Here is a 24386-nt window from a genome sequence, read left to right on the forward strand (position 1 = left end):
TTTAATCCTGTGCTAAGTTGCGGTGGTCACTTTTACTCTCGCTGTCTTGCATTACCATGACGGATGCACTGAGTCCGAACCGTAATTCAATCCCATCGGGCAACTCGTCTAAGGTAATTTTGACGGGTATTCGTTGCGCTAAACGAATCCATTGAAATACCGGGTTTACGTTAGGAAGCAAGTTGTAACCCACCGTGCCATCGGTTGGAGCAATACCCCAACCAATAGAGTCCACAGTGGCGGAAATGACGGTCTCCGGGTGAGACATAAGCGTCACTCTTGCCTCATTACCAGGGCGAATGTTACTGAGTTGATTTTCTCGAAAGAAGCCAAACACCCAAAAGCTGGTTTTATCGATTAGGGCAACAAGGGGTTGATTCGCTACCGCTTGTGTCCCGTCGCGAATATCTAAGTTTGAAATAAGTCCGTCTACACTGGCGTATACCTTAGTGTAACTGAGGTTGAGTTTTGCTGACCGGACATTCTCTTCAGATGACTTGATGTGCAGTAGTGCTTCCTCATACGCAATCTCACGACGAGTGAGGTCTTTATGTGACACAGCACCTTTATCTTTCTTTCGGATGTCGAGCAGTCGGTCATATTCAATTTTTTTGCCTCTGGCACTGACGATGGCTTTCTGCAGTGCCACTTCGGATTGTGACAGTGTCACCCTGTAGGGTTCGTCATCAATTTCAAACAACAGATCACCTTTGGACACCGATTGGTTGTCTCGTATCGCGACGTGAATGATGGACCCCGATACACGTGGGGCTACCTTGATGACGTTCGCTCTGACCTGACCATCTCGCGTCCAAGGGTTACTAAAATAGTCTTCAAATTTCGTGTACCCGATCCAAACGGCGCAAATGATGACCACGAGGTTCACGATTACAATCATTGTTTTCTTCATAATTAGACTGACCTAAAACCTTAAGTAAAAACTATCAATAGCCACGACATACATCACCAGCACGGCCAAAAACGTCAGGGATGGAAAAGCGACAAAACGAGACAGTTTTGTTTTGTTCAATACAATGACGGTTACCCACGTAGCGACGAGTGCCAAAATGAGAACCGCTAATAGTGGGGAGAAGTAAATGTCTCCCCATGCAAGCTCATGGGGCATTAGGGTTGCTCCTTGGGTTTAGTGGCAGAAGGCTGAGGAGGCTTCTCTTTTGCGGCAGAGGGGGCCTCAGCATTATCCGTTGCAATGGTGTTGTTTACGGACTCTACGGATTGTGTGTTTGAAGGTAGCAGAACGGATTCTTTTGATAACGTATCCCCCCAATCAGAGCGTTGATTCATGGTTTCAATGAGGTCATCAGAAATGAAGGCTTTTCCCGAATTCACTTGCCAACCGCCCCCTAATGATTTGTAGAGCGCAACCACTTGATTGGCCACGTTACCTTTGATTTGTGCGTAGCTGTCTTCGCTGCGAGTCATTTTTTCTAGTGAGCTAAGTAAACGTTCAAAGGAAATTTGACCATTTTCATATTGCGTCATCGAAATATTAAAGGCGCGGATCGATGCATCGACCGATCGTAAACGCAGTCCTTGTTGCTCTTGGTACAATTGGTAAGCATCCAGCGCATTCGTTACTTCCTGCACCGCCTGTAGTACTTTTTTATTGTAGTTGGTTAGGGTCTCTTGAAAGCGTGCATCTTCAAAGCGAACGTTATTTTTAATTCGACCATATTGGAAAATATTCCAGCTAAAGGTTGGGCCGGCTACAAGCATAAGAGAGTCGCTCAAACTTAAGCTGCTACCGGTTGGTGTGGTGCTATTAATACCAATAGAGCCAAATAACGAAAAGCTAGGGTAAAGTGCCGCTTCAGTTATACCAATTTGAGCGCTCTGAGCGTGCGCTTGTAGTTCGGCAACTTGTAAGTCAGGTCGTCTTAACACCAAACTGGCTTCGATGCTCGGTTCAAGCGAAGGTGCTTTTGGAACCATAGAGAGGGCATCACTTTCACGGGCAGAGAGCTTTTTCCCTGTGGATTGAAATTGTTGCTCACCCTTATTGATGATGTCTTCACCCTGATTATGGAGCAAGGGTTCAATTTGCTCAGGTAAAGTGCCGAGCAATACTGCGAGCGCATTCTTAGCCTGTTGCATCGCAATCTTTAAGCTAGGAAGCGCTGCCATTGTAGTGAAAAGCTGATTTTGAGCTTGTTGCACGTCGAGTTCGGTGACATTCCCTGATTCAAATTGAACCCGAGTTATGTTGACCACACGTTGCTGGATTTCAATGTTACGTTGCGATAATAGAATCCGTTCTTGGAACGTCCGAAAGTTGATATAATTACGAGCGACTTCTGATGTTATAGTCACCAGTATATCGTTATAGGAGGCGACGGAGGCGTAATAACTCGCTTGGGCCGACTCAATGCCACGCGCGTATTTTCCCCAGACATCCATTTCCCAGCCAGCATCGAATGTCAGTGCAGCGTTGGTAAAGGATTGGTCGTTTTGATAAGCAAAAGCAAGATTACCCGAGGCAACTTGAGCCTGAGGGTAACGAAGCCCATCCGCAATACCAAGTACTGAGCGGGCTTGCAAAATTCGAAGACCTGCAGCTTCAACATCAAGGTTTTGCTGTGAGGCTCTGGTAATCAGAGTATTGAGCGTGGAATCGTTAAATTGTTGCCACCACATTGCTGTTGCTTGGCTGTCCACACGAACTTGTTCTTGCTCCCATTGAGTTGGCAATACTACCGAGTCATGTTGTTGCTGGAAATCGGGGCCGACTGTGGTGCAGGCTGATAGTAATAGTGTCGTTATAGCCAAACCACAGGAGCGAAGATTAGGTAAATTCATCGTCCTATCCTTAAAATCGATGCTGTTTTAGGTTATCGAATGCCAATGCCTGGCCAGCGTCGTTTACTTGTATTAGCGATTCAAAAATATTGCGCTTCAAATTAAGAAAGACGTAAAAACGAGCGATATCGTTTTGGCTGTAGTCGTCTAAGTTCACCCCTTCAAAAAATGATTCTATAGCAGACTCCGCTTTGTCATATTCATCATGCAGTGATGAGAAAGTGCGCGCTCTCTCTAGGCTATCCTCGTATGAGGTATCAGCATGGTTGGCATGCAACTGAATGAGTCTAGGAATAACCGTATCTTCACTCTCCATCCTTAGCTTAGCGATAAGTGGGTTATCTCTAAGTGTCGTTTGAGCCAATAACAGGTTGTTGGTGTGATCGACTAAGGTTTGGCAAGTTTTGGTGTAAAGACTCAGCGACGATGCCGTATTTTTTGAAAAGTAACTGACGTCGATTTTACTTGCCCACAGTGTCTGTTTCTTGGCGGAAATATTCATAGTTTTGGCATGAAGAGGAATAGCCAATGCGTCGAACCAAGAGCGGGATGGGGATTGCAGGCGAGTAACAAGTTGTAGTTGATGACGAAACAATCGCTCTCGCACAGTCAAAAAAAGATGTTCAGCTTTAGATGAGAACGGAAAGTAGTGAGAAAATACGATCATCATTACGACCAAGTAAAACAGCATCATAATCGTCATGATGATGCCAAAGTGATACGTCATGGTGTTATTGATGCCCAAAGTAAATAGTCCCAACATAAAAAATATTGTTATAGGACCTTTGAATAAGTAAAAACCAACAAAGGTATAGATAAACAAAAACAGAGCCAATTCAAGGCCCAATTCAAGTTGCGGGAGAATGAAAACGTAGGCAGGCACAGAAAAAATAAACCCAAAGGTGAATAGCCCGGCAAGCAGTTTTGGATGTATCGGCATAAACGACAGTAACGACATGAAAATGGTGGAGAAGATCACAAAGCTGTAACCGCCTGGTGGATTGAAAAAAATCCAAATGGCACTTGATACCCAGTAAGAAATAAAGACTTTGATGGCCGTCTTAAAGTTTTCACAGTCCCACCATACAAAGGTGCTTGGAGCAGGTTGCAGTTTTTCTTCAAAGGACACACGTTTGGTGATGGAATCAATACAGCTGATAGTTTCAGCAAGGCGAGAAAGCTGGCGTTGAAGCCGATTCATGGCGTAAGCCAAGGTAAGGGTTGTCGCTTTGTCGAGATGAGCCGCCATATCGAGCTGTTTCTCGTTCAATTGGATCTGAGTTTCTGTGGCTCGATATGATGCTCCATCTTCTCCCCACACATCATGGCAGCGTTGGAAAAGTGAGTCGATAGTTGCTACGAATGCATCATAGTCTTTGATTAAGTGCTGGGTGTTTTCATGGTGAAAGTAGCCATGGGAGACCGTGATTAACAGCTGCGAGATGCTTTTGCTGTAATGGAGGGTGAGTTGCCACTCTGTGAGGTAAGCGGCGACGTCACTGCTTTCTTTGCTAGCGCTAGAAAACCGTTGTTCCAATAGATTTTGTGCGTTGAAGAGCACGGCAACTTGTTCATCAATTGTTGTCTTAATAGCGGCTAAATCTGCGGTATCGCCATCGAATTCGTTGTCATTGATGCCGGTATTTTCTACCTTATGAACGGCCGTTTCGTTTGTGCGATGCGCTCGATTATGCTCGCTAAGAAGCGTGACAACAGAGGTAAAGAGTTGGCGTTGTGCTTGCAGAACGTCTTGAGTTAGCGTTTGAAGGTTTTGTTCGACTTTGTACGGGAACAAATACGTGCCAACTAGGGTATAAATGACGACGCCAAAAACCGTCATGTGAGCTCGGTCGACGCCATAAAGAAATGCGCCGTTGGCATCGCCGCCATTAGATATCATGAGTGTCATAACGCCAGTTAACATAAATAATGTTGGGTCTTTTTGATAGGCGTTACGGAGATAAAAAATTAATGCGACCACGATGGATACGCTGAGCATATACAACAGCCGATCTTGCGCAAACAGTCCAACCAATAACAATCCGATGACCGCTCCAACAACGGTGCCTAAAACACGTAGAGTACCCTTTTCCAACGATTCTCGTTGTCCTCCCGTGCATGCAATAAGCATCACAGTTGTTGCCGCTGTCGAGGCTTGCGGCCAACCCAGTGCAAAGGGAATGAGGTAAGCCAGTGTGAGGCTGACTGCGACTTTAAGCGCAAATAACGTTTTGTTGTTCATCATCCTTGATAACAGTGTTTTCCTTGGTAGCAGGATTAGCCAAATGGGTAGGGTAGATACGGTTTATTGAGAATGGTAAACCGCTTCTCTTAATGGTGAATCTCAATGTTAAAAATATGCTAGTTATACTATGAGAAAGTATAGACAGTATTTCGCTAGGTATCTGAAAATTATTATATTAATTATCGATCTGACTATGGAATAGCGCAGTGTGAAATGGATAAGGCTGGAAAGTGAGCGAGGTGAACGAGCGATGGCAGTGATTGTTAGGATAAGCGGTGCATGAGCACCGCTTAATCGGATATAAAGCTAAGCGTTTGCTTGTTTTAACGCTTTCGCTTCTTTTCTCTTGAGAATACGGCTGGTGATCGTACCTGCCGTCATCGCTCCCGATACATTGAGCGCAGTACGAGCCATATCAATAAGCGGTTCGATAGAAATCAATAACGCGGCAATGGTCACTGGTAGGCCCATCGCAGGAAGTACGATCAATGCAGCGAACGTTGCACCGCCACCGACACCAGCGATACCAAATGAACTAACGGTAATGATAGCGATAAGCGACAAAATGAAGTTGATATCCATTGGATCAATACCAACCGTTGGTGCAACCATTACGGCTAACATCGCAGGATAAATACCCGCACACCCATTTTGACCAATAGTGGCACCAAATGAGGCTGAAAGGTTAGCAATCGCTGGTGGCACGTTGAGCTTAGTCACTTGCGCTTCAACATTAAGTGGAATCGTGGCAGCGGAACTACGAGAAGAGAACGCGAAAGTGAGCACTGGCCAGATCTTTTGGAAGTATTCTTTTGGACTAACGCCAACCAGTGAAACTAACAATCCGTGAACAACAAACATGAGCAGAATCGCAACGTAAGAGGCAACAATAAACCCAAGTAAGCTTAAGATATCACCCGCACTTGATGTCGCCACGACCTTGGCCATTAGAGCCGCGATACCGTAGGGCGTAAGCGCCATAATCATTTTGACCAGTCGCATGACAACCGATTGAGCCGCTTCAACAAACGTGCGAATAGGGGACTCAAGCTCTTCTTTCTCGGCCATAACTTTACGAGCCGCGATACCAGTGAGAACACCAAAAATAACAACCGCAATAATGGAAGTCGAGCGAGAACCGGTAAGGTCAGCAAATGGGTTGGTTGGGATAAAGCTGACGATCATTTGAGGAATGCTTAGATCGGTGACACGGTCGATTCTGTTTTCTAACACCGCGATGCGTGCGGTTTCACGAGCACCTTCTGTCAAACCTTCAGCACTTAAGCCAAACGCTTGAGTAACAGCAATACCGACCACGGCAGAAATAGCGGTGGTAATCAGCAATACAGAAATAGTTAAGCCGCTAATCTTGCCCAGTGACCCGCCTTTTTCAAGCTTCACTACGGCGGCAATCATGGACACGAGCACTAACGGCATGATGACCATTTTTAGTAAGCCTACATAGCCTCGTCCGACGACATTTACCCACTCAAGGGTAGCGGCAATGGCTTCATTACCTTCACCAAATACCAGTTGAAGTGCTAAACCGAAGGCACTACCCAGTACTAGACCAAATAATACTAGGCGTGAAAGTGTGTTCTCTTTTTGTTGTTGTCCATACAAGAAAAAAAGTATGCCCAAAAATACCGCGAGTGAGGCGATAACAGCGACTGACATAATAAGCGTCCTTTATCTATATTTTAGCTTTTATAAAACCCCTTAATGATTGGGGTTTCAGGATTCGAACGCGCTAAGTTACCGATCTAGTGTAATCGTTAACAATAAATAAACGTCATTAGTTAGAGCTAATAGTTATATCAAAAAGAGGGCATCCCTGTTATCGGTTATATTTATCAAGCATGTCACGCATATTTGCAGAATCATAGATAGTACATGGCGTCATATCTTGGTTAATCAAACTGTAAAGCATCGCTTTAGCCACAGACTCTGCCGAGATTGGTGCGAACTTTCTTAAAGGTCCCACCATGAGTGGGTTAATGACCTTGAATAAACTTTGAACAGCCGATTCATCAGGTCGGATGTCTTTTATTCTTCCGGAGAGCGGTCCAGGTCTGACAAAAACAACTCGTTGAAAGCCCATACTATTTATTCGCTTTTCTACCCGACCTTTACATTTAAGGTAGTGGGAGAGCGAACGCGGTGATGCACCAAGGCTAGAAACAACGGCAATGTGCGTAATACCGACCATTCTCATGGTTTGGGCAACATCACACACCAATTCGTAATCAATTTTCTCTAAGGCGGCTTTGCTGCCAGCTTGTTTTACGGTAGTGCCTAGGCAAATAAACCCTAGTGTTGGTGAAGGATAAAGCTTGTCAGAGTCAGTGATGCGCAGTGCACCGTCCAATAGTAATTTGGTTTTATCGGATTGAGTTTCGATTGGTGAACGGCACAGCGCATAAATAGACTGTATATGAGAGGTCTGCTCAAGTAGGGTCAGTAGGTTGCTGCCAACCAAGCCCGATGCACCAGCAATCATTACGTTGAAATGTTGAGCCATAAAAAAGTCCCTAGATAAAAACTATCAGGGACTATAGAAAACATTTCGTGAAGATGCTGTGATTAAAGCTAAAATAGCTCAAAATAATCAGCCAATCAGGTTAAGCCTACCTAAGTGGTCTATTCGACAACTTCTTCTTTTGTGAGATTTTGACGATAGAGCTTTTCTTTTAGTACATCCATCGCGCCTTTTTGAATTTGGCGTACGCGTTCTCGTGTTACACCAACGATTTCGCCCACTTCCTCTAACGTTTTGGGGGTATCATCGAGTAGACCAAAACGATGATAAAGGATGACGCGTTGTTTCTCAGGTAAACTGTCAACTAAACCAAGTAAAGCTTTATTGAGATCTTGGCTAACAATATCGCGCTCTGGAAGTTCGAATACATCATCGTCGTCAATCGTTTGGAAGTGGTCCTTACTATCCCCCTCATCATCCCAGCCATTGTCGAGAGAGAGGGATTGCTCAGATAATTTAAGCAGCTTGCTTACATCTTCAGGTGTGCGCCCGGTACGATTGGCAATATCTGACGATGTTGGTTCGTGTTTGCCTTCTTTTCTTAATTCTCGTTCTGCTTTACTGCATTCTCGAATTTGCTTGGTGACATGTACGGGAACGCGAATCGTGCGTCCTTGGTTCATTATCGCGCGATCGATAGACTGTTGAATCCACCACACAGCATAAGTGGAAAAGCGAAAACCAAGCTCAGGGTCAAATTTATCTACGGCTTGGATCAAGCCTATATTCCCTTCGTTGATGAGGTCATAAAAGTCGACACCTCGACCGTTATAGCGTTTCGCCGTTCGGATGACTAAGCGCAGGTTGGCGTTAATTAAGTTTTGTCGGGAGAGGGCATCGCCTGCGCGTGCTTTTCGGGCAATATGTCGTTCATCTTCTGCGCTGAGTAAGTCGTGATGAGAGACTTCTTTGAAATAGGTGGTACCAATGTTAAATGCATCGTCATTTCGATTTGTTGCTTGGCTATCCTTAGCGTCTATCTTACCCATAGAGAATCCTTTCTTACTGCTTGTTATTATATGAATATCGCTATTGTTTCGTTTTTGTTGCAGCCACTGTACGCTGTACCCTTACGTTACAATAAAGACCAAAAAAATTACAATTAAATATTTATCAAAACAAAAAATTCACACGGTAAATTAATGGTGCAGGGATCTAAATACATCCTATTGATTCTTCTGTTATTATTTTATTCTTCGTTATTGTTGTTTTTTTAGTCTCCGCTGAGTAAATAATGAACAGAACGTCAGCGTTGCGAACAAATTCAAACAAAAAAACATGACATAGATAGGGTTTTGTGAAGACAACGTTGTTACATTAATAAAGTGCATTAGACTTTAGTCAAAATGTGCTCGTTATGGATAATGCTGTTAGAGGTAAATGGGTAAATGAACGAACAACTTCAACAAAAACTGGAAGAGCTCCTTGTGTTGGCAAAGTCACAGGGTATTTCCATTGTCGGGTTGGTTGACGCGCCGAATACGGATCGTTGCCACATCTTTAAATCAATAGAAGCGGATAGCAAAGCAGGGATTCAGAACCTTGACCAAATTATGATGAAGCAAGTGTGTTCTGGGGCAACAGATGGTTGCGGTTCTTGCCATATGGAGTCATCGAAAGTGTCACAAGACAGTCTCGCACTGCTTTTTAGTGAATTGCAGCAACCAAGTTGATTTATCGCGTCGCTTCTATTGCCTCAGCCACATTTCGCTGTTAACAAAAAGTCCTCGTTCATCGAGGACTTTTTGTTAACAGAAACTTATCTATTACCTTGGTTTACCTAGGTTGAACCAGTACACTGTCTGCCACAAAAATATGTTGTTTCGCTCTCGTCTTTAGTGAGATCGCGAAACCAATTCCTATCATATCGATAACAAGAATGGATCTATGTTAGATAAACAGTTTGACGCGCAAATACAACATCGAATCGACCAAAAAACCAAGCCACTCGGTGCGCTCGGTGCGCTAGAAAATGTGGCGTTTCAACTTGCCCAGATCCAAAGTAATCGAACAGGTAAGTTGGCGCAATCAATCTCTATTGATGCTGCGTCTGTAGTTGTGTTTGCAGGAGATCATGGCATTGCTAATCAAGGTGTGAGTATTGCGCCTAGTTCAGTTACGCAGCAAATGGTACTTAACTTTTTAGCCGGTGGCGCTGCAATTAACTGTTTTTGTCGAACCAATAATCTCGCATTTTCTGTTGTCGACTGCGGGATGTTGGCTGCAGTAGAGAGTGCCTCTCAAAACTTAATTGTTAGTCGTGTGGCAGCAGGAACCCATGACTTTTCCGTACAGGCCGCGATGTCGATGGAACAAGTCGCGCAAGGACTTTCTAGCGGCAGTGAAATTGTCACGCGTAAAGTAAAGGCGGGATGTGAACTACTGATCTTTGGTGAGATGGGGATTGGCAATACAAGCTCTGCTTCAGCCTTGTTGTCGAGCATTGCCCATGTGCCAGTGGAACAAAGCGTAGGCTTTGGTACGGGTATTACTCTCGATCAACTGGCTAGAAAGCGTAATTTGGTTCAGCTTGGTATCGAGCGATGCACTGATAAATCCGTCATGGAGATATTGAGTGAAGTCGGCGGCCATGAGATTGCTCATATGGTGGGTGGATTCATTAGTGCAGCAGAGCACAAAATTCCAGTACTGGTTGACGGGTTTATCGTTTCGGTTGCCGCATACATTGCCTCTAAAATGGTTCCAGAAACACGTGATTACATGATTTTTTCTCATCGTTCGGATGAAGGGGCGCATAAACTGGTGTTAGAGCGCATGCAAGCCCGTCCGTTATTGGATCTCTCACTTCGATTAGGTGAAGGAACGGGCGCCGCACTCGCGTATCCACTACTGGCGTGCGCTGTTGAGTTCTATAATCACATGGCGAGTTTTGAAAGTGCCGGAGTCACGGTGTGAGCGAGCAAAGGGACGGCGTAAACGATAAACCGGTCGTCGAGCGTGATGAAGACCCAATCCTAATAAACCCAGATTGTAAGCCCCTTCATCAAGGGTTTCAGTGGTTTGTGCTTCAATGGCAACTGTTTTGTTTAGCATTGAGTTTTTTCTCTCGGCTTCCTGTTCCTGCATCGATGCCTTACTCAACGGAGCGGATGAACCGCTCGGGACGATACTTTGCTTTAGTTGGTCTGCTATTAGGCGTGATCTGCGCGATAGCATTCCAGCTACTTAATATGCTACTGCCGCCATCGGTATCCGTTGTTATGACCATGGTCGTGAGTTTGCTGTTAACCGGTGCCTTTCATGAAGACGGGTTAGCCGACATGGCGGATGGTATTGGCGGTGGAATGACGCTAGATAAGCGTTTAACCATCATGAAGGATAGTCGTTTAGGTACGTATGGCGCGGCTACCTTGATGATGGGGCTACTTCTGAAGTACGTAGTATTAGTTGAATTAACCACCATGACGTTTATGTTCGCGGTATGGGTTGTTGGTTACACCACGAGCCGAGCGGTCGCGGCCTCGTTTATTTCGACAATGCCCTACGTCTCTGATCCGGAAGGCAGTAAAAGCAAGCCCCTTGCTAATACACAGCGCCCGAGTGAGTTACTTTTCCTAACTTGCTGCGGTGTATTACCTGCACTATTTATCGGCGTTGATTTCACAGTGATGGTCATTGCTGTTGCGGTCATGTTCCATTTCCTTTTTCGTCGCTGGTTACTACTTAGAATTGGTGGCTATACAGGGGATTGCTTGGGCGCAGCACAGCAAATTATGGAGTTGCTGATTTATCTATGTTTACTGGTGATGTTAGGATAATAGGCGGTAATTGTTATGCCAATAGAGCTCATTTTAGGTGGCGCACGCTCAGGTAAATCGGGCTTTGCGGAAAACCGGGTTCGAGAAATTGTATCATCGTCTCTTACATTCCAACCTCTTGAGTTGAACGCTCTTACTTCAAAACCGCGCACCATGCATTACGTTGCAACCTCAGAGGCGCTTGATGAAGAGATGCTGCGTCGAATCGAGCATCATAAGCAGCAGCGAGGAGAAGGGTGGATCGAATGGGAGTGTCCGTGTGATCTTGTTTCCCAGCTTAAACAGTTTGATGAAAGTGATGTCGTACTGATTGATTGCCTGACGCTTTGGTTAAACAACGTGATTTATTATCAAGGCCAGTCGTCCAGCAATGCTCGTTTGGAACATGAAATCGAAATGTTAGCGATGGCTCTGCAGCAGAGCTCTGCCCACATTATTTTGGTTTCAAATGAAGTGGGGATGGGAGTGGTACCGATGGGAGAAGTGTCTCGTTTGTTTGTCGATAATGCCGGCAGAATGAATCAAGCTCTGGCACGAATTGCACAGCAAGTCGTATTGGTCGCTGCGGGGCTACCGTTGACATTAAAGTCAGGCAAGTAAGTGAGCGCGGTAGGTGTAGTACAATGATTAATATTTATCTACTGAGGCATGGCAAAGTCACCGGAGAAGCGGCGCTTTATGGTCATACGGATATTGCTGTATCCAGTGAAGAAAATGCCGCTATTGCGTCGAATTTGCATGCTTTATCCCTAAATTTAAAGCAAGTGATAACGTCACCTTTACTCCGCTGTCATGCTGTTGCCCAGCAATTCGCACATCAACAAGCGTTACCGTTAAGCGTGGTGAGTGACCTTAGCGAAATGTACTTTGGAGATGTTGATGGTGTCCCGTTTGATACGATGTCGACACAAGAGTGGCAAAATCTGGAACCATTTTGGGAAAACCCCGCTCAAACATCTTTACCTAATGCCGAATCGCTTTGTGATTTTCATACTCGTGTTGTCCGTGCCTGGGCATCACTTTCAACTCTAAAGCAAGACACCTTAGTGGTGACGCATGGCGGGGTAATTAGAGTGATTCTCGCCCATCTATTAGAGCTTGATTGGAGAAATGCAAAATGGTACTCGACGTTGTCGATCCAAAACGGCTCACTGACACATATTCAAATTAACCCTAAATTTCCAGAGCACGTATTGATTAAAGCGATCGGTACGCCGATAAAAGGACCTAATGATGACTAAAGCTATTTGGGATCTGACGATTGCCTATAGTGGACTAAATGATCCAAAAATAGAGCAAGATATCGTATTAATTCAACGTTCGATTGAGTTACTTGAAAGCTATCAAGATGAGCGAGCGCAAGTCATTGCGATGCAGAACGCCATTCAAACGCAGTCCGCGGCAAGTACGCTGTTGGCTACGGTCAATACCCTAGCGACTTGTGCAGCGTCCACCAATGCCATGAATACTCAAGCGAAGCAGCTTATTGGGCGTATTGCCCAGCTGAGTTCTCAGCTAGAGCAGGCGTTTACCCCATATGAAAATACTCTTGCATTGGCAGATTTTGCTTTTATCGAGCAAGTTTTGGACCATACGGATCCGTGTGTTGCTGGGCAAGGTTTTCAAATAGAGTTATTACAGCGTAAGGCACAAACGCAATTAACGATTGAGCAAGAGCAGTTACTGTCAGCAATGCAAGTGGACGGCAGAGATGCATGGGGAAGGCTTTATGACAACATCACTGGCGCACTCCAAATAACAATTGAATACGGTGACAAGCAAGAGACTATTGGTTTTTCCCAAGCGGCGAGCCTACTTTATGGCAGTGAATTTGCCAAGCAAGAAGCGGTATGGAAAGGCATTCAGGCTGCGATGTCACAACATGCCCATTCCTTCGCTGCCATTTTGAATGCTTTGGCGGGATGGCGACTATCGGAAGCGAAGAAGCGCGCTACCCAACAACCGGAACACTTCTTAGATTCCAGTTTAAGAGAGAACCGTATTCAGCGTGAAACCTTAGACGCGATGTTGTCAGTAGCCAAGGCGAACAAGCACATTGGTCAGCGCGCGGGTCGATTGATGGCAAAGGTTCATGGCTGTAATGCGATGACCCCATGGAACCATCTTGCTGCTATGCCTTCGCTAAGTGATAGTGAGCCGCAAGTCTACACATTTCAAGAGGGCATAGAGGTAATTAAAGCCGCCTTCGCGACCGTTGAGCCAGCGATGGCAGAGTTCGTTCAGACCATGGTTGATAACGGTTGGATTGATGCGCAACCATCTGAGAATCGCCGCTTAGGTGCTTACTGCACTAAATTGGCGGCAACACGTACGCCGCTGGTGTTTATGACGTGGGGGGGCAGTCGATCAGATTTGTTGACCTTAGCTCATGAGCTCGGACATGCCTTCCATAACTGGGTGATGCGAGATTTGCCGCTTTGTCGTACGCGTTATCCGATGACCTTGGCGGAAACCGCCTCTATTTTCGCTGAAAATATTGTTAGAGATTACTTGCTTAGCCATGCGACAAGTCCGGAACAAAAGCTTGAAATGTTATGGGAAGAGCTTTCGTCAGCCTACGCATTGACCATCAACATTCCGGTTCGCTATGAATTCGAAAAAGCGTTTTATCAAGCGCGTGAGCAAAATGAATTGGATGCTGAGCAATTGTGCCAACTTATGTCAGAGACGTGGCAAGCGTGGTATGGAGACTCAATGGAAGGGCAGGATCCTTATTTTTGGGCCAGTAAGCTTCACTTTAGCATCTCTGAGTTAAGCTTTTATAATTACCCATACCTCTTTGGCTATTTGTTCAGCCTTGGTGTATACGCGCAACGATCTGTAAAAGGGGAGGCGTTTTATTCCGATTACGTTTCTTTACTACGAGATACAGGTTCATTTTTAGCTGAAGAGGTGGTATCGCAACATATGGGGCGCGATCTCACTCAGCCTGAATTTTGGCAGGAAAGCATGGCCAGGTTAGAGCAAAAAGTGGATGAGTTTGACGCTTTATTAGTCACTGTTTTGTGATAGAACGTCCATCTTGGGATGGAACCGCAATCTCGTCATAAAGTGGGCACCAATTCGCCATCCACTGAGGCGGGTGTTGAATCAAAATGCGGTTAATTTATTCGATGGGTTGCATTTATGTAGGACAATTTATGTCCAAATCGAAGTAATTCGCTTCGCTAAACGCGATTTACTTCGATAAACGCGATCATCTCCGTATAAATTTGCGCGTTGATTCATTACCATACCGCTGTCAGATAGGGAGCAGCGCATGACGAAATCGTTTTTTCGCCAATCATTTCTTAAAGATACATTAGAAACCCATATTGAGTTTCAAACTAAATCCATGGTGACCGATGCCGGCATCAAAATGGATCTTATTCACCGTGGAATGTTGGAAGTGACACCGTGTTCTGTCAATAAGGACACGAAACATATCATCATCTCTTGTGGTATTCATGGCGACGAGACGGCGCCTATGGAACTCGTCGACAAGATGGTGGAAGACATCGAATCCGGTTTTCTTACTTTGAAATCGAGATGTCTGTTTATTATCGCTCATCCAGAGTCGACAAATAAACACACACGTTACATTGACGAAAACTTAAACAGACTGTTTGATGAGCGCTCGCACCCGATGAACCGCGAAGTGGCCATTGCTAAGCATCTTAAGTCGCAGGTAACGGCGTTTTACCAAGGTACACTAGAGTCACAGCGTTGGCATCTAGACTTGCATTGTGCGATCCGTAAATCGGCGCATTATTCATTTGTGGTGAGTCCTAAAACTCGTCACCCGGTTCGCAGCCAAGCTTTGTTTGATTACGTGGCAAGTGCGCATATCGATGCGACACTACTATCTAATTCACCATCGAGCACATTTAGCTGGTATTCCGCTGAAAATTTTTCCGCTCAAGCTCTCACTATGGAATTGGGACGAGTGGCTAAAATTGGTGAGAATGATCTCGATAAATTACTGGCGTTTGATATCGCAACAAGGGATCTCCTATCGGATGAGACCGCTGAGCATATTGCTAAACCACCGGTGATGTATCGTGTTTCAAGAACCATTGTGCGCCAACAAGAAGATTTTGACTTTTTGTTTGATGAGCAGGTGGCGAACTTTACCGAATTTAAACACGGGGAAGTGTTTGGTCATGATGGCGATAAGCCTCTGATGGCCAAGAACGACAATGAAGCGATTGTCTTTCCAAACCGCAATGTAGAAATTGGTCAGCGTGCGGCATTAATGGTGGTTAAAGTTGCGATTCGCTACGAGGATGACCAACTCATCTACGATTAACAAAAAATAGTGGCGTATTTTGGCGCCACTGTTATTCTCCTCTTATGAAATTCAATCAGTTACTGAATAGAAACCAGAGACGCTGGCGCAATTTGATTATTGCGATGAGTAGCGTCTTAATAGGTTGCGCTTTTCTTCACCTTTCAGTGGGTGAAATATTAATCAATCCATTTTCTCCAAATAGCGCACTTGAGTCACGATTGCTGTATGACTTAAGAATGCCTCGTTTGCTCGCTGCGGCGGCCATTGGTGCGGCGTTGGCACTGTCGGGTGCGGCCTTGCAAGTGTTACTGGGTAATGTGCTTGCTGAGCCGGGCGTGCTGGGTATTTCAGGTGGAGCTAGCCTTGGTATGGTGCTGGTGCTGTTTATCCTTCCGGTGGCAGCGACGCCTTTAGCCTTTATGTTAGCAGGGGTTGGGGGAGCGTTATGTTTTACATTGCTTCTCGTTGGTATGGCACGAGCCATGCGCCTCACCACGACGCGTCTGTTATTGGTGGGCGTTGCACTAGGTATTTTATCGAGTGCTGTAGTCACATGGGCGTTTTATTTTAGCGATGATTTAAGTATCCGTCAGTTGATGTATTGGTTGATGGGCAGCGTGGGTGGTGTCAGCTGGTACCAACATAGTTTGACGTTGATTATGATCCCCGTAGCAGTCTGGTTATGTTTAAAGGGGTCGGTGCTCGATAAGCTAATGGTTGGCGAAGTCCACGCACAGCAATTGGGTGTCGATGTACACCGCATTCGTTGGCAATTGATTCTTGCTGTTTCGCTATTGGTTGGAGGATCGGTGGCATTGGGTGGGGTGATTAGCTTTGTGGGCCTGGTTATCCCACATTTACTTCGTCTCGCATTTGGTACCGAAAACCGTTATTTGCTGCCGTTGTCTGCAGTGTCTGGCGCTGCACTACTTGTGGTTTCGGATATCTTAGCTCGCACTGTACTTGACTCTGCTGAACTGCCAGTAGGCGTCATGACAACAACCCTTGGGGCACCTGTTTTTATTTGGATGTTGGTAAAGAGTCATGATACAGGTTCATAATCTCGCCGTGGGCACTCGTTTACTGCCATTATCAGTGAGCATCCCTCAAGGAAAGCTCACACATGTTATTGGTCCGAATGGCAGCGGTAAGAGTACTTTTTTATCGGCGCTAGCTGGTGTACTGAGTGCTGAAGGGGAGGCGACCATCGATGATGTATCAATGGCGACGCTGTCATTGGCCGATTTATCTTTGGTGCGTGCTTACCTAAACCAGTCATCGCGTCCGGCGTTTAATATGCCCGTCTATCAATATTTATCGCTCTCGGTCCCAAGTTGTGCGACGTCGAGTTCAGCGATTAACGCCGCCGTAGAAGAGATCACGGGGCTGTTAAACTTAACATCGATGCTTACTCGAACCGTTCATCATTTGTCTGGCGGTGAATGGCAGCGAGTGAGATTAGCGGCGTGTTGTCTACAGATTTGGAAGCCTATTAACCCTTTTGCTAAGCTGCTCATCCTTGATGAGCCCTCAGCACCGCTGGATGTTGGACAAGAAAAATACCTGCATGAAATGATCGCACGGATCATCTCGCAAGGCAGTGCCGTTGTTGTCGCTAATCATGATTTAAATGTGACTCTCAAGCGTGCAGAGCACGTTGTTATGCTCAACAATGGTGTATTGGTACAGCAAGGCGATAGCAGCAGTGTATTAACCGAAGAAAACGTAAGCGATGTTTATTCCACCCGTGTACAGCGAGTGACAATCAATAGCCGGGATTACCTACTTTTTGACGAGTGATGCACTACGCCCTTGGGAATTAATGTACGTTGTCGCTTCCCTTGTGTCACTTCCCTATCAAGATATGCATCATCCCCTCAAAAAGGGGATTTTCCACGGCGCATTGAAAACTCGAACTACGAGACTGAGAACCATGAGACTGAGTTGTTACTTTTCAGATATCTACGGCTTTCGGCACTCTTTACTTTGGTTAAGGTGATGAGAATATTACCTTGAGAACACAATGCCAAGTAAGCCGTTACTATTCCATGTGGTTCTATCTAGGTGTTAACAACGCGCCCAATAATTATGCGTTTAGACCTGCGGTCAATAACGCAGAGAGAGTGTGATGAAGTGAACCCTGTTCGTATCGTAACGACCACTCGGTTGGAATAGCCCAGAGTTGGCATCAATCTCTCCGTCGCCAAGATTCTGATACTGGTAACTCAACCCTAAATGTAGGTCATGAGAAACCTTTCGCTCGGCCCCTAAACCGATACGCCATTGCGCATCGAGGGGTAGCAGGACGTCTCGGTTTTGACTGCTAACTGGGCTCGTATCGCCACTGACTCCGCTATAAAGTAGCCAATCATCATAAACATACTCTACGCCGACTCCGACAGAGTAGGTCGTTGAATACTTTTCATCATAGTCTTGCCAGCCTTCCATATTGGTACTAACCAGTAAGTCTAAATTTTGAGTCACTGATTGGCGTACACCCAAGCCTAGGCTTTTAACCCAAGTTAAGTTTGGACTGATTCTTAAGTCGTTATTCGAATCAAATGATAGGTCGTGATCGAACTGGCTTTGATAACGGATACCAAACTGCGTATCTTCGCTTACTTGGTAATTGGCACTTAGCCCGAACCCAGTGGCGAGACTGTCTCCTTTAAGTTCGCGACCTTTCAGGCCTTGCGCTTTTAAGGATGCGTGCTGCAGTATTAACGAGCTCCCCAAGGACAGCTGATCGTTTATTTGGTAGGCGAGTGAAGTCGTTAAATTGAGCGCTGAAATGCTATTCTCGTTGATTAACTCGTAGGGGGTTGCTCCGACACCTTGCGAGTATTTTATTCCAACCCCACCATCCGCGTGAAGGGCAATTCCTGCGACCCATTTATCATTGAGCCTCGATGCGAAAGATAAATGAGGCAGAACTTGTTGGTTGGTTCCCGTTGAAGACGCTGAGTTGTCGTCTCGAACGAAGTTCGATTCAACATTCAGGTATTGCACGCCCAGTATCCAAGCGCTTTCCTCAATCTCCGATAAGTTAGCTGCATTGGTAATGACGGCTGATGCATCGTTGGTGGTGATGTTGCCGGCACCGGCGGTTCCGACACTTTTTGCTGTCGCGATTTGAGATAAATTGAGTCCTCCCGCTTGCACGCAAGGAATCACTGCCCCTGCTAGAAGCAGAGACAGCGTTGTTAGATTAACTTTCAAAAGTGGAGTCTCATGTTAGTGAATGGCATTTGTTATTAGAAAATGCCATTTACTGCTCAATGACACATAGCTTGAGCAATGGAGTTAAAGTTTTTCAACTTGCGGCAGTAAATATTCGCTATTTAGGACCGCTTGAGTTGGCTCATACAAACGCATATGGAGATAAAAATCATCTTGTGGTGCAGGCAGCCAGTTACACGTTGGATCTGTCGGTTCCTTGTGCTGAATACAAACCGTCAATTTCCCGTCTTTTGCGTACTTTAATTCACTTTTTCGATTGGTCGAGATCGAATAGCGTTGGATTGGGTTATCAACCATAAATAGGTTTTCTGCATCGTACATAGTCAACGACCAGAAAGCCTCTGCTGGGGCATCTGCAGGCATGGTCATTCGATATTCATGCTCTCCAGAAAGCTGTTCACCCTTAGCGTCAGTGTAGCGATTTGGATAGAGTGCACGTTCTGGGACGTTTAAACCAGCAGCTCGGAAATTGATGCTTGCACGGCTTAAATAATCAGTACCATAACGTCCACCTTCGAACATCATTGACCAACCATTATTAACATCGCCAATGCTTCTACCTGCGTACTGGATGATTTTCTGCGAAGAAGCTAATGCACGCATGAGCCCTTTCTTTTGATCGTCGGACAGCGTATCTGCGTCAAATGGAGCGGCACCACCAATGCCAATTTGTTGGAATTGGTCAACAATGGCAGCATCTTCAGGGATTGGGTTTTTACGCAGTTCTTTGTCTATTAGCGAATACCACTCGAGTCCTTCTGGTCTGGCCATTGCTGGGATACGGCCTGTCGATTTCTTTAATTCAAGCACACCATGGTCTTCACCGAATTGCGTGAGTGGGTAGCTGAGAAACTGATCATGTACCGCTAGCGCATCGTCAAGATCTTGTTCTCCGAAGACGCCTGTACGCTGAATCAGCCAAACCATTGGGGTTCGTGATTCCACGATACGATCGATGCCTTCTGGAACATCGCCTGACCATCCTTTTTTTACTAACAGTACCTTTGAACCTTGGTCGCCAACATTTTTCACATGTAAGTCTCTGATTGAATCAGAGTAAGCGTCTAAAAGTTGAACGATGTAATAACGATCATCGGTTTGCGGTATATCGATCACCATAGGACCCGATAAATCTAGATCGTAATGCGCTTGCGAATAAAGGGTATCATTGTTGACAGTAGGGACGATTCTATCTTGTGGCCCAGATAGAATACGAGTTTTTCCCATCTTGTTCAGTGGCGCCATCGCGTTGTCCATCGGAGCGTCGACAGAAGTGGTGGTTTGTCTTACTGCCGCAACCGTTAATGGCCCTGCGCCGTAGATAAACGCCTGCACACCAAGATTGTAAGCAAGCTCTTCTTCAGGGTTTATGGTTTGTTGTGCAATGGTTGGCATCGCCATTACACCTGATAAGGAACATACAAGGCTTGTTAGTAGCACGTTTCTCATGGAATACCTTAGATCGTTGGAACGTATGAACTCTCATGATAAAAAGAACTAGGATTAAGGAGTGTAATAGCCGATATTAAGGATATTAATAGTAATGAGTTAATTCTTAATTTGTTGTTTATTAAGGTTATTTTTCTTTAGAAATCAGGCGTAGGCAGCCGTGTGGCTGAGTATCAAGGAGGAGGCTATTGTTTCACCGAATGTGGGTTGTTATTTTGGCGGGAAATTATCGGAGTCAGTATGAACAAACCCACGCATCCATTTAGTTTATTTATTAAAGCGGAAGGCGCTCAATGCAATCTGGATTGCAGCTACTGCTATTATCTCAACAGGCAAGATGGCGAGAAACGATCATCGATGCCCGTTGCCATGATGGAAAAAATTGTAGATGAGCACATCGAATCACAGCCGCTTTCCGGCCAGAATGTTGACTTTATTTGGCATGGTGGTGAGCCGATGCTCCGAGGGTTAGAATTCTATGAAGCTGCGGTGTCTGTGCAGGCGAAAAAAGTGACCAACAAGCGAGTGGTCAATACCATGCAAACCAACGGCACTATGATCAACGAGCGTTGGGCCTCTTTTTTTGCAAAACACAATTTTATGTTGGGCATAAGTATTGACGGACCAAACTTACTCAATGATATTGCTCGTATTGACAAAAATGGCCAATCGTCATTTGAGCGAACAATGCGTGGTATGCGCCATTTAAAAAACAGCGGTGTCGAATTCAATACCTTAACCGTCGTGAATAATAAAACATATCAGCATGCGAAAACGATCTATCAATTTTTGGTTGAGAATGGCAGCGGTTACATGCAATTTCAGCCTTGTATCGACCACGAACTGGATCGGCGAACAGGTCATGACTGGTCATTAAGTGGAGAGCAATGGGGTCAGTTTCTTTGTGACTTGTTTGATGAGTGGGTTGAGTCTGATGTAGGAAAGGTTTATATCCAATTTTTTGAGAACTGTCTCATGGTGCTAATGGGGTATCCGAGCCAAATGTGTCACCATAGCGAAACGTGCGGGCAGCAATTAATGGTAGAGCATGATGGCAATGTTTATAGTTGTGACCATTATGGGTACCAAGATCATCAACTTGGCTCGATTGCAAATGATAAACTTATGGCGATGGCTACTTCCCAAAAGCAAATAGAGTTTGGGACCAGTAAGTATCATGACTTAAACGAAATATGTCGCCGTTGCGATTTTGTACAGCTTTGCCAAGGTGGTTGCCCAAAAAATAGGATTGCTACCACCAAAGATGGGGCTGCGATGAACCATTTGTGCCGAGGTTACGAAATGTTCTTTCATCACGCATTACCAAAGCTTATTCCTATGGTTGGCGCTATGAAAAAGGGATATTCTCCTGCCTATTTCCCGCTTTTCTGAATGATGTGGAGTGTGACATGACCAAAGATCTTAATTTATTGCGGCTAATCCTCGTGTTGAATGAAACCCGTCAAACGGTCAGTGCTGCTAAAGCGCTTAAGGTCAGTCAACCGACGATCAGTGTCATGCTTCGTAAGCTCAGAGAACAATTCGATGATGAGCTTTTTGTCAGAGACAAAACGAGACTAGAACCCACGCCAAAATGTCTTGAGCTCATTGAGGCTTTGCCAACCCTGCTTGAACAGATCGATAACCTTTATATTCCTAATGAAGAATGGACGCTCAATGACTTAAAAGGGGAGGTCGAAATCATGTTGCCTTCGCCGCTCCTTATTCCCGTTGGTGTCCCATTATTAAAAAAGCTCACATTCGAGGCACCACAAGTCACGTTTCAGTGCACGCCTTGGCTTGATAATGGCGCGCAAACCTTGGAAACCAATAGAACCAGCTGGGGGGTGAGTTATCTTCCAATGGAGGTGAACAAAACGCTCACGGAAAAAACGCTAGGATTTGATAAGTTTATGTTGGTGCTTAGGGCTGATCACCCACTTAAAAGTAATGCGCTCAACGAAGTAATACAGTATCCGTTGTGCGTCAACGTTATCCCTGGTTATATTCAGGCTTCCAAAGTAGAAATGCTGATCAAGAAGTACGATTTAGAAAAAAGCATTGCAGTACGAAGTAACAATATGAACTTGATATTGGAGATTGTTAAAGACAGCGATTGTATCTATATCACTTCTTCAAAATGCCGTCGTGTCATTGATGATTCTTATCGTTGTGAAGAACTTCCGCCCGAGTTATTAAAAGATACCTATCGTCGAGAATTAGCGCTTTTTACGCACCAAGCCAATCGCCATAATCCATTTACCGATTGGTTGCAGAAAGAAATCACTTCACTCATCCAGTCTTAGTCTTTCAATCGCCATTATTAAAGATCGTAATAGTGGCTATCACGCTATTTTTGCCAGCTTTCTTATACCATTTCTATCAACAACGGTTCGTTCGAGGTTACTGCACTTTTAGTAATAACTTCAGCGCTTTATTCGTAGTCGAAGAGGAATATAAATGTATAAGTCTTTTGTTAAATCTGCCCTCGCACTTTCCGTGCTGGCCAGTGTCAATGTGCACGCGTCAAGCCAGCCAAATGTCGTTGCTATCATGCTTGATGATGTTACACCTGGAGATATCTCAGCTTACCATCGTGGTTTAGGTGCAGTAGAGACGCCGAATATTGATCGCATTGCGGATCGTGGGATGATGATCAGTGATTATTATGCTCAAGGTAGCTCAACGGCCGGTCGGTCTGCGTTTATTACTGGGCAATACCCATTTCGAACCGGTTTAACTTCAGTGGGCCAGCCTGGCTCGTCGCTCGGGCTTCAGAAAGAAGACCCAACTTTAGCAGAGATGCTCAAAGATAAAGGCTACGCAACGGTTCATGTTGGTAAGAGTCATTTAGGAGACAACAACAGCCACTTACCAACCGTTCACGGCTTTGACGAATTCTTCGGGTTCTTGTATCACCTCAATGTAATGGAAATGCCAGAGCAGCCAGAGTTCCCAAAAGACCCTAACTTCCAGGGTAAGCCGCGTAATGTAATCCACACTGTTGCCACAGAAAAAGTAGATACAACAGATGACCCAAGATTTGGTGTTGTTGGTAAGCAATCGATCGAAGATAAAGGCCCTCTAGGCGCTAAACGGATGCAAACCATTGACGGTGAATTCTTAGACTTTGCTATGTCATGGCTTGATAAGCATGAAACGCAGAACGATGATCAGCCTTACTTCATGTGGTACAACCCAACTCGCATGCACCAAAAAACCCATGTACGCCCTGAGTATAGAGGCGCGAGTCAAACCAATACATACTACGACGGGTTGATGGAGCTTGATGATCAGATTGGAGTGTTGCTCGATAAGCTAGAGGACCTAGGGGAAATTGATAACACAATTATTCTGTTTACGTCTGATAACGGAGTCAACCTAGATCACTGGCCAGACGCGGGTTCTGCCTCATTCAGAGGACAAAAAGGAACAACGTGGGATGGCGGATTCCGAGTACCAATGCTAGTAAGTTGGCCAGCCAAAATTCCTCAAGGTGAATATACCGATGGCTTCATGACCTCTGAAGACTGGGTACCTACCATCATGGCCGCTGCTGGTGAGCAAGACATTAAGCAAGAATTGTTAGAAGGCAAAGCGCTCAATGGTGAGCAATATCGAGTTCATCTTGATGGTTACAACCAACTAGACATGTTAACTCAAGGTGCACCAAGTGAGCGCCATGAGTTCTTTTTCTACAACGAGCAGGATCTTAACGCATTCCGTGTAGATGAATGGAAAGTCCATCTAAAAACGAAAGCTGAGTGGATCGCAGAACCAGAAGAGTGGCCTCTGGGTATGCTGATTAACATCAAAGCGGATCCTTATGAGCGCAGCCCTGATACGCGTGGTTGGTTCTTATGGATGAAAGAAAAGTCGTGGGTATTACCAAACTTGCAAAAAGCCGCGGCGAAATATCAACAATCTTTGAAGGCGTTCCCACCAAGACAAAAGGCGGGTGGTATTGGAATGGCTGACAAGTCAGTCGTGACTAAATAGTAGTCAGCCCCATCAACGAAAAGGTGT

At 45.2% G+C, this 24386-nt stretch carries 21 protein-coding genes; 12 read left to right on the forward strand and 9 right to left on the reverse strand.

Annotation, left to right across the window (positions count from 1 at the left end; translation table 11 throughout):
* Position 1: 1 nt before the first annotated feature.
* The 7 genes from M9196_RS08605 to M9196_RS08635 form a co-directional block, all read right to left on the reverse strand.
* The gene (locus M9196_RS08605) at positions 2-910 is read right to left on the reverse strand and encodes an HlyD family secretion protein (RefSeq protein ID WP_250617131.1); all 909 of its coding nucleotides are present in this window, start codon (positions 908-910) and stop codon (positions 2-4) included.
* Between the two features lie 12 nt (positions 911-922).
* Positions 923-1126, reverse strand: a complete 204-nt coding sequence (locus M9196_RS08610) for a DUF1656 domain-containing protein (RefSeq protein ID WP_250617132.1) — start codon at positions 1124-1126, stop codon at positions 923-925.
* Positions 1126-2817: a TolC family protein gene (locus M9196_RS08615; protein WP_250617133.1), complete on the reverse strand. Its 1692-nt coding sequence runs from the start codon at positions 2815-2817 to the stop codon at positions 1126-1128. Before M9196_RS08615 ends, M9196_RS08610 begins: the two co-directional genes overlap by 1 nt.
* Positions 2818-2827: 10 nt before the next feature.
* Complete coding sequence (locus tag M9196_RS08620; RefSeq protein WP_250617346.1) at positions 2828-5059, reverse strand: FUSC family protein; 2232 nt, start codon at positions 5057-5059, stop codon at positions 2828-2830.
* Positions 5060-5368: 309 nt separating this feature from the next.
* Positions 5369-6739 carry an L-cystine transporter gene (locus M9196_RS08625; RefSeq protein ID WP_250617134.1) on the reverse strand — a complete coding sequence of 457 codons (1371 nt, stop codon included), beginning with the start codon at positions 6737-6739 and terminating at the stop codon, positions 5369-5371.
* A 160-nt stretch (positions 6740-6899) separates the two neighbouring features.
* On the reverse strand, positions 6900-7583 hold the full coding sequence (locus M9196_RS08630) for a Rossmann-fold NAD(P)-binding domain-containing protein (protein WP_250617135.1): 684 nt from the start codon (positions 7581-7583) through the stop codon (positions 6900-6902).
* A 119-nt stretch (positions 7584-7702) separates the two neighbouring features.
* Positions 7703-8590, reverse strand: a complete 888-nt coding sequence (locus M9196_RS08635; protein ID WP_250617136.1) for a sigma-70 family RNA polymerase sigma factor — start codon at positions 8588-8590, stop codon at positions 7703-7705.
* A gap of 399 nt (positions 8591-8989) precedes the next feature.
* On the opposite strand from M9196_RS08635, the gene M9196_RS08640 reads away from it, so the two are divergent.
* From M9196_RS08640 to btuD, 9 genes are all read left to right on the forward strand, one after another.
* A complete protein-coding gene (locus M9196_RS08640; RefSeq protein WP_250617137.1) occupies positions 8990-9274 on the forward strand; it encodes a hypothetical protein in 285 nt (94 codons plus the stop codon).
* Positions 9275-9488: 214 nt separating this feature from the next.
* Positions 9489-10517 (forward strand): nicotinate-nucleotide--dimethylbenzimidazole phosphoribosyltransferase, encoded by a 1029-nt coding sequence (cobT, locus tag M9196_RS08645; protein WP_250617138.1) that lies wholly within the window; start codon positions 9489-9491, stop codon positions 10515-10517.
* Positions 10518-10624: 107 nt separating this feature from the next.
* Positions 10625-11380, forward strand: a complete 756-nt coding sequence (locus M9196_RS08650) for an adenosylcobinamide-GDP ribazoletransferase (protein ID WP_250617347.1) — start codon at positions 10625-10627, stop codon at positions 11378-11380.
* Between the two features lie 15 nt (positions 11381-11395).
* Positions 11396-11980 (forward strand): bifunctional adenosylcobinamide kinase/adenosylcobinamide-phosphate guanylyltransferase, encoded by a 585-nt coding sequence (cobU, locus tag M9196_RS08655; RefSeq protein ID WP_250617139.1) that lies wholly within the window; start codon positions 11396-11398, stop codon positions 11978-11980.
* Positions 11981-12003: 23 nt separating this feature from the next.
* Positions 12004-12621: a histidine phosphatase family protein gene (locus M9196_RS08660; RefSeq protein WP_250617140.1), complete on the forward strand. Its 618-nt coding sequence runs from the start codon at positions 12004-12006 to the stop codon at positions 12619-12621.
* Positions 12614-14410, forward strand: a complete 1797-nt coding sequence (locus M9196_RS08665) for a M3 family oligoendopeptidase (protein ID WP_250617141.1) — start codon at positions 12614-12616, stop codon at positions 14408-14410. Before M9196_RS08660 ends, M9196_RS08665 begins: the two co-directional genes overlap by 8 nt.
* 250 nt (positions 14411-14660) lie before the next feature.
* Complete coding sequence (locus tag M9196_RS08670) at positions 14661-15689, forward strand: succinylglutamate desuccinylase (RefSeq protein WP_250617142.1); 1029 nt, start codon at positions 14661-14663, stop codon at positions 15687-15689.
* Between the two features lie 44 nt (positions 15690-15733).
* Positions 15734-16732, forward strand: a complete 999-nt coding sequence (gene btuC, locus M9196_RS08675; protein WP_250617143.1) for a vitamin B12 ABC transporter permease BtuC — start codon at positions 15734-15736, stop codon at positions 16730-16732.
* Positions 16716-17471 carry a vitamin B12 ABC transporter ATP-binding protein BtuD gene (btuD, locus tag M9196_RS08680; RefSeq protein WP_250617144.1) on the forward strand — a complete coding sequence of 252 codons (756 nt, stop codon included), beginning with the start codon at positions 16716-16718 and terminating at the stop codon, positions 17469-17471. Before btuC ends, btuD begins: the two co-directional genes overlap by 17 nt.
* A 306-nt stretch (positions 17472-17777) precedes the next feature.
* Here btuD and M9196_RS08685 read toward each other — a convergent pair whose 3' ends face one another.
* Together M9196_RS08685 and M9196_RS08690 are read right to left on the reverse strand one after the other, a co-directional pair.
* Positions 17778-18890, reverse strand: coding sequence for an OmpP1/FadL family transporter (locus tag M9196_RS08685; protein ID WP_250617145.1), 1113 nt, complete (start codon positions 18888-18890; stop codon positions 17778-17780).
* An 84-nt stretch (positions 18891-18974) separates the two neighbouring features.
* A complete protein-coding gene (locus M9196_RS08690; protein WP_406707657.1) occupies positions 18975-20306 on the reverse strand; it encodes a DUF1254 domain-containing protein in 1332 nt (443 codons plus the stop codon).
* A 294-nt stretch (positions 20307-20600) separates the two neighbouring features.
* Between M9196_RS08690 and M9196_RS08695 the strand changes: the two genes are divergently transcribed.
* From M9196_RS08695 to M9196_RS08705, 3 genes are all read left to right on the forward strand, one after another.
* On the forward strand, positions 20601-21752 hold the full coding sequence (locus M9196_RS08695) for an anaerobic sulfatase maturase (RefSeq protein ID WP_250617147.1): 1152 nt from the start codon (positions 20601-20603) through the stop codon (positions 21750-21752).
* A gap of 17 nt (positions 21753-21769) precedes the next feature.
* The gene (locus M9196_RS08700) at positions 21770-22666 is read left to right on the forward strand and encodes a LysR family transcriptional regulator (protein WP_250617148.1); all 897 of its coding nucleotides are present in this window, start codon (positions 21770-21772) and stop codon (positions 22664-22666) included.
* 154 nt (positions 22667-22820) lie between these two features.
* The gene (locus M9196_RS08705; RefSeq protein WP_250617149.1) at positions 22821-24359 is read left to right on the forward strand and encodes a sulfatase-like hydrolase/transferase; all 1539 of its coding nucleotides are present in this window, start codon (positions 22821-22823) and stop codon (positions 24357-24359) included.
* Positions 24360-24386 lie beyond the last annotated feature (27 nt).

Source organism: Vibrio methylphosphonaticus, from assembly GCF_023634655.1.
Lineage (GTDB): Bacteria > Pseudomonadota > Gammaproteobacteria > Enterobacterales > Vibrionaceae > Vibrio > Vibrio methylphosphonaticus.

Excerpts from the sequence above, each read along its gene's own strand:
- M9196_RS08605 (WP_250617131.1), bottom strand. The coding sequence starts at position 910 with ATGAAGAAAACAATGATTGTAATCGTGAACCTCGTGGTCATCATTTGC.
- btuC (WP_250617143.1), top strand. The coding sequence starts at position 15,734 with ATGAAATTCAATCAGTTACTGAATAGAAACCAGAGACGCTGGCGCAAT.
- M9196_RS08620 (WP_250617346.1), bottom strand. The coding sequence starts at position 5,059 with ATGAACAACAAAACGTTATTTGCGCTTAAAGTCGCAGTCAGCCTCACA.
- M9196_RS08615 (WP_250617133.1), bottom strand. The coding sequence starts at position 2,817 with ATGAATTTACCTAATCTTCGCTCCTGTGGTTTGGCTATAACGACACTA.
- M9196_RS08630 (WP_250617135.1), bottom strand. The coding sequence starts at position 7,583 with ATGGCTCAACATTTCAACGTAATGATTGCTGGTGCATCGGGCTTGGTT.
- M9196_RS08625 (WP_250617134.1), bottom strand. The coding sequence starts at position 6,739 with ATGTCAGTCGCTGTTATCGCCTCACTCGCGGTATTTTTGGGCATACTT.
- cobU (WP_250617139.1), top strand. The coding sequence starts at position 11,396 with ATGCCAATAGAGCTCATTTTAGGTGGCGCACGCTCAGGTAAATCGGGC.
- M9196_RS08695 (WP_250617147.1), top strand. The coding sequence starts at position 20,601 with ATGAACAAACCCACGCATCCATTTAGTTTATTTATTAAAGCGGAAGGC.
- M9196_RS08635 (WP_250617136.1), bottom strand. The coding sequence starts at position 8,590 with ATGGGTAAGATAGACGCTAAGGATAGCCAAGCAACAAATCGAAATGAC.
- M9196_RS08640 (WP_250617137.1), top strand. The coding sequence starts at position 8,990 with ATGAACGAACAACTTCAACAAAAACTGGAAGAGCTCCTTGTGTTGGCA.
- btuD (WP_250617144.1), top strand. The coding sequence starts at position 16,716 with ATGATACAGGTTCATAATCTCGCCGTGGGCACTCGTTTACTGCCATTA.
- M9196_RS08665 (WP_250617141.1), top strand. The coding sequence starts at position 12,614 with ATGACTAAAGCTATTTGGGATCTGACGATTGCCTATAGTGGACTAAAT.
- cobT (WP_250617138.1), top strand. The coding sequence starts at position 9,489 with ATGTTAGATAAACAGTTTGACGCGCAAATACAACATCGAATCGACCAA.
- M9196_RS08705 (WP_250617149.1), top strand. The coding sequence starts at position 22,821 with ATGTATAAGTCTTTTGTTAAATCTGCCCTCGCACTTTCCGTGCTGGCC.
- M9196_RS08610 (WP_250617132.1), bottom strand. The coding sequence starts at position 1,126 with ATGCCCCATGAGCTTGCATGGGGAGACATTTACTTCTCCCCACTATTA.
- M9196_RS08700 (WP_250617148.1), top strand. The coding sequence starts at position 21,770 with ATGACCAAAGATCTTAATTTATTGCGGCTAATCCTCGTGTTGAATGAA.
- M9196_RS08660 (WP_250617140.1), top strand. The coding sequence starts at position 12,004 with ATGATTAATATTTATCTACTGAGGCATGGCAAAGTCACCGGAGAAGCG.
- M9196_RS08690 (WP_406707657.1), bottom strand. The coding sequence starts at position 20,306 with ATGCCAACCATTGCACAACAAACCATAAACCCTGAAGAAGAGCTTGCT.
- M9196_RS08670 (WP_250617142.1), top strand. The coding sequence starts at position 14,661 with ATGACGAAATCGTTTTTTCGCCAATCATTTCTTAAAGATACATTAGAA.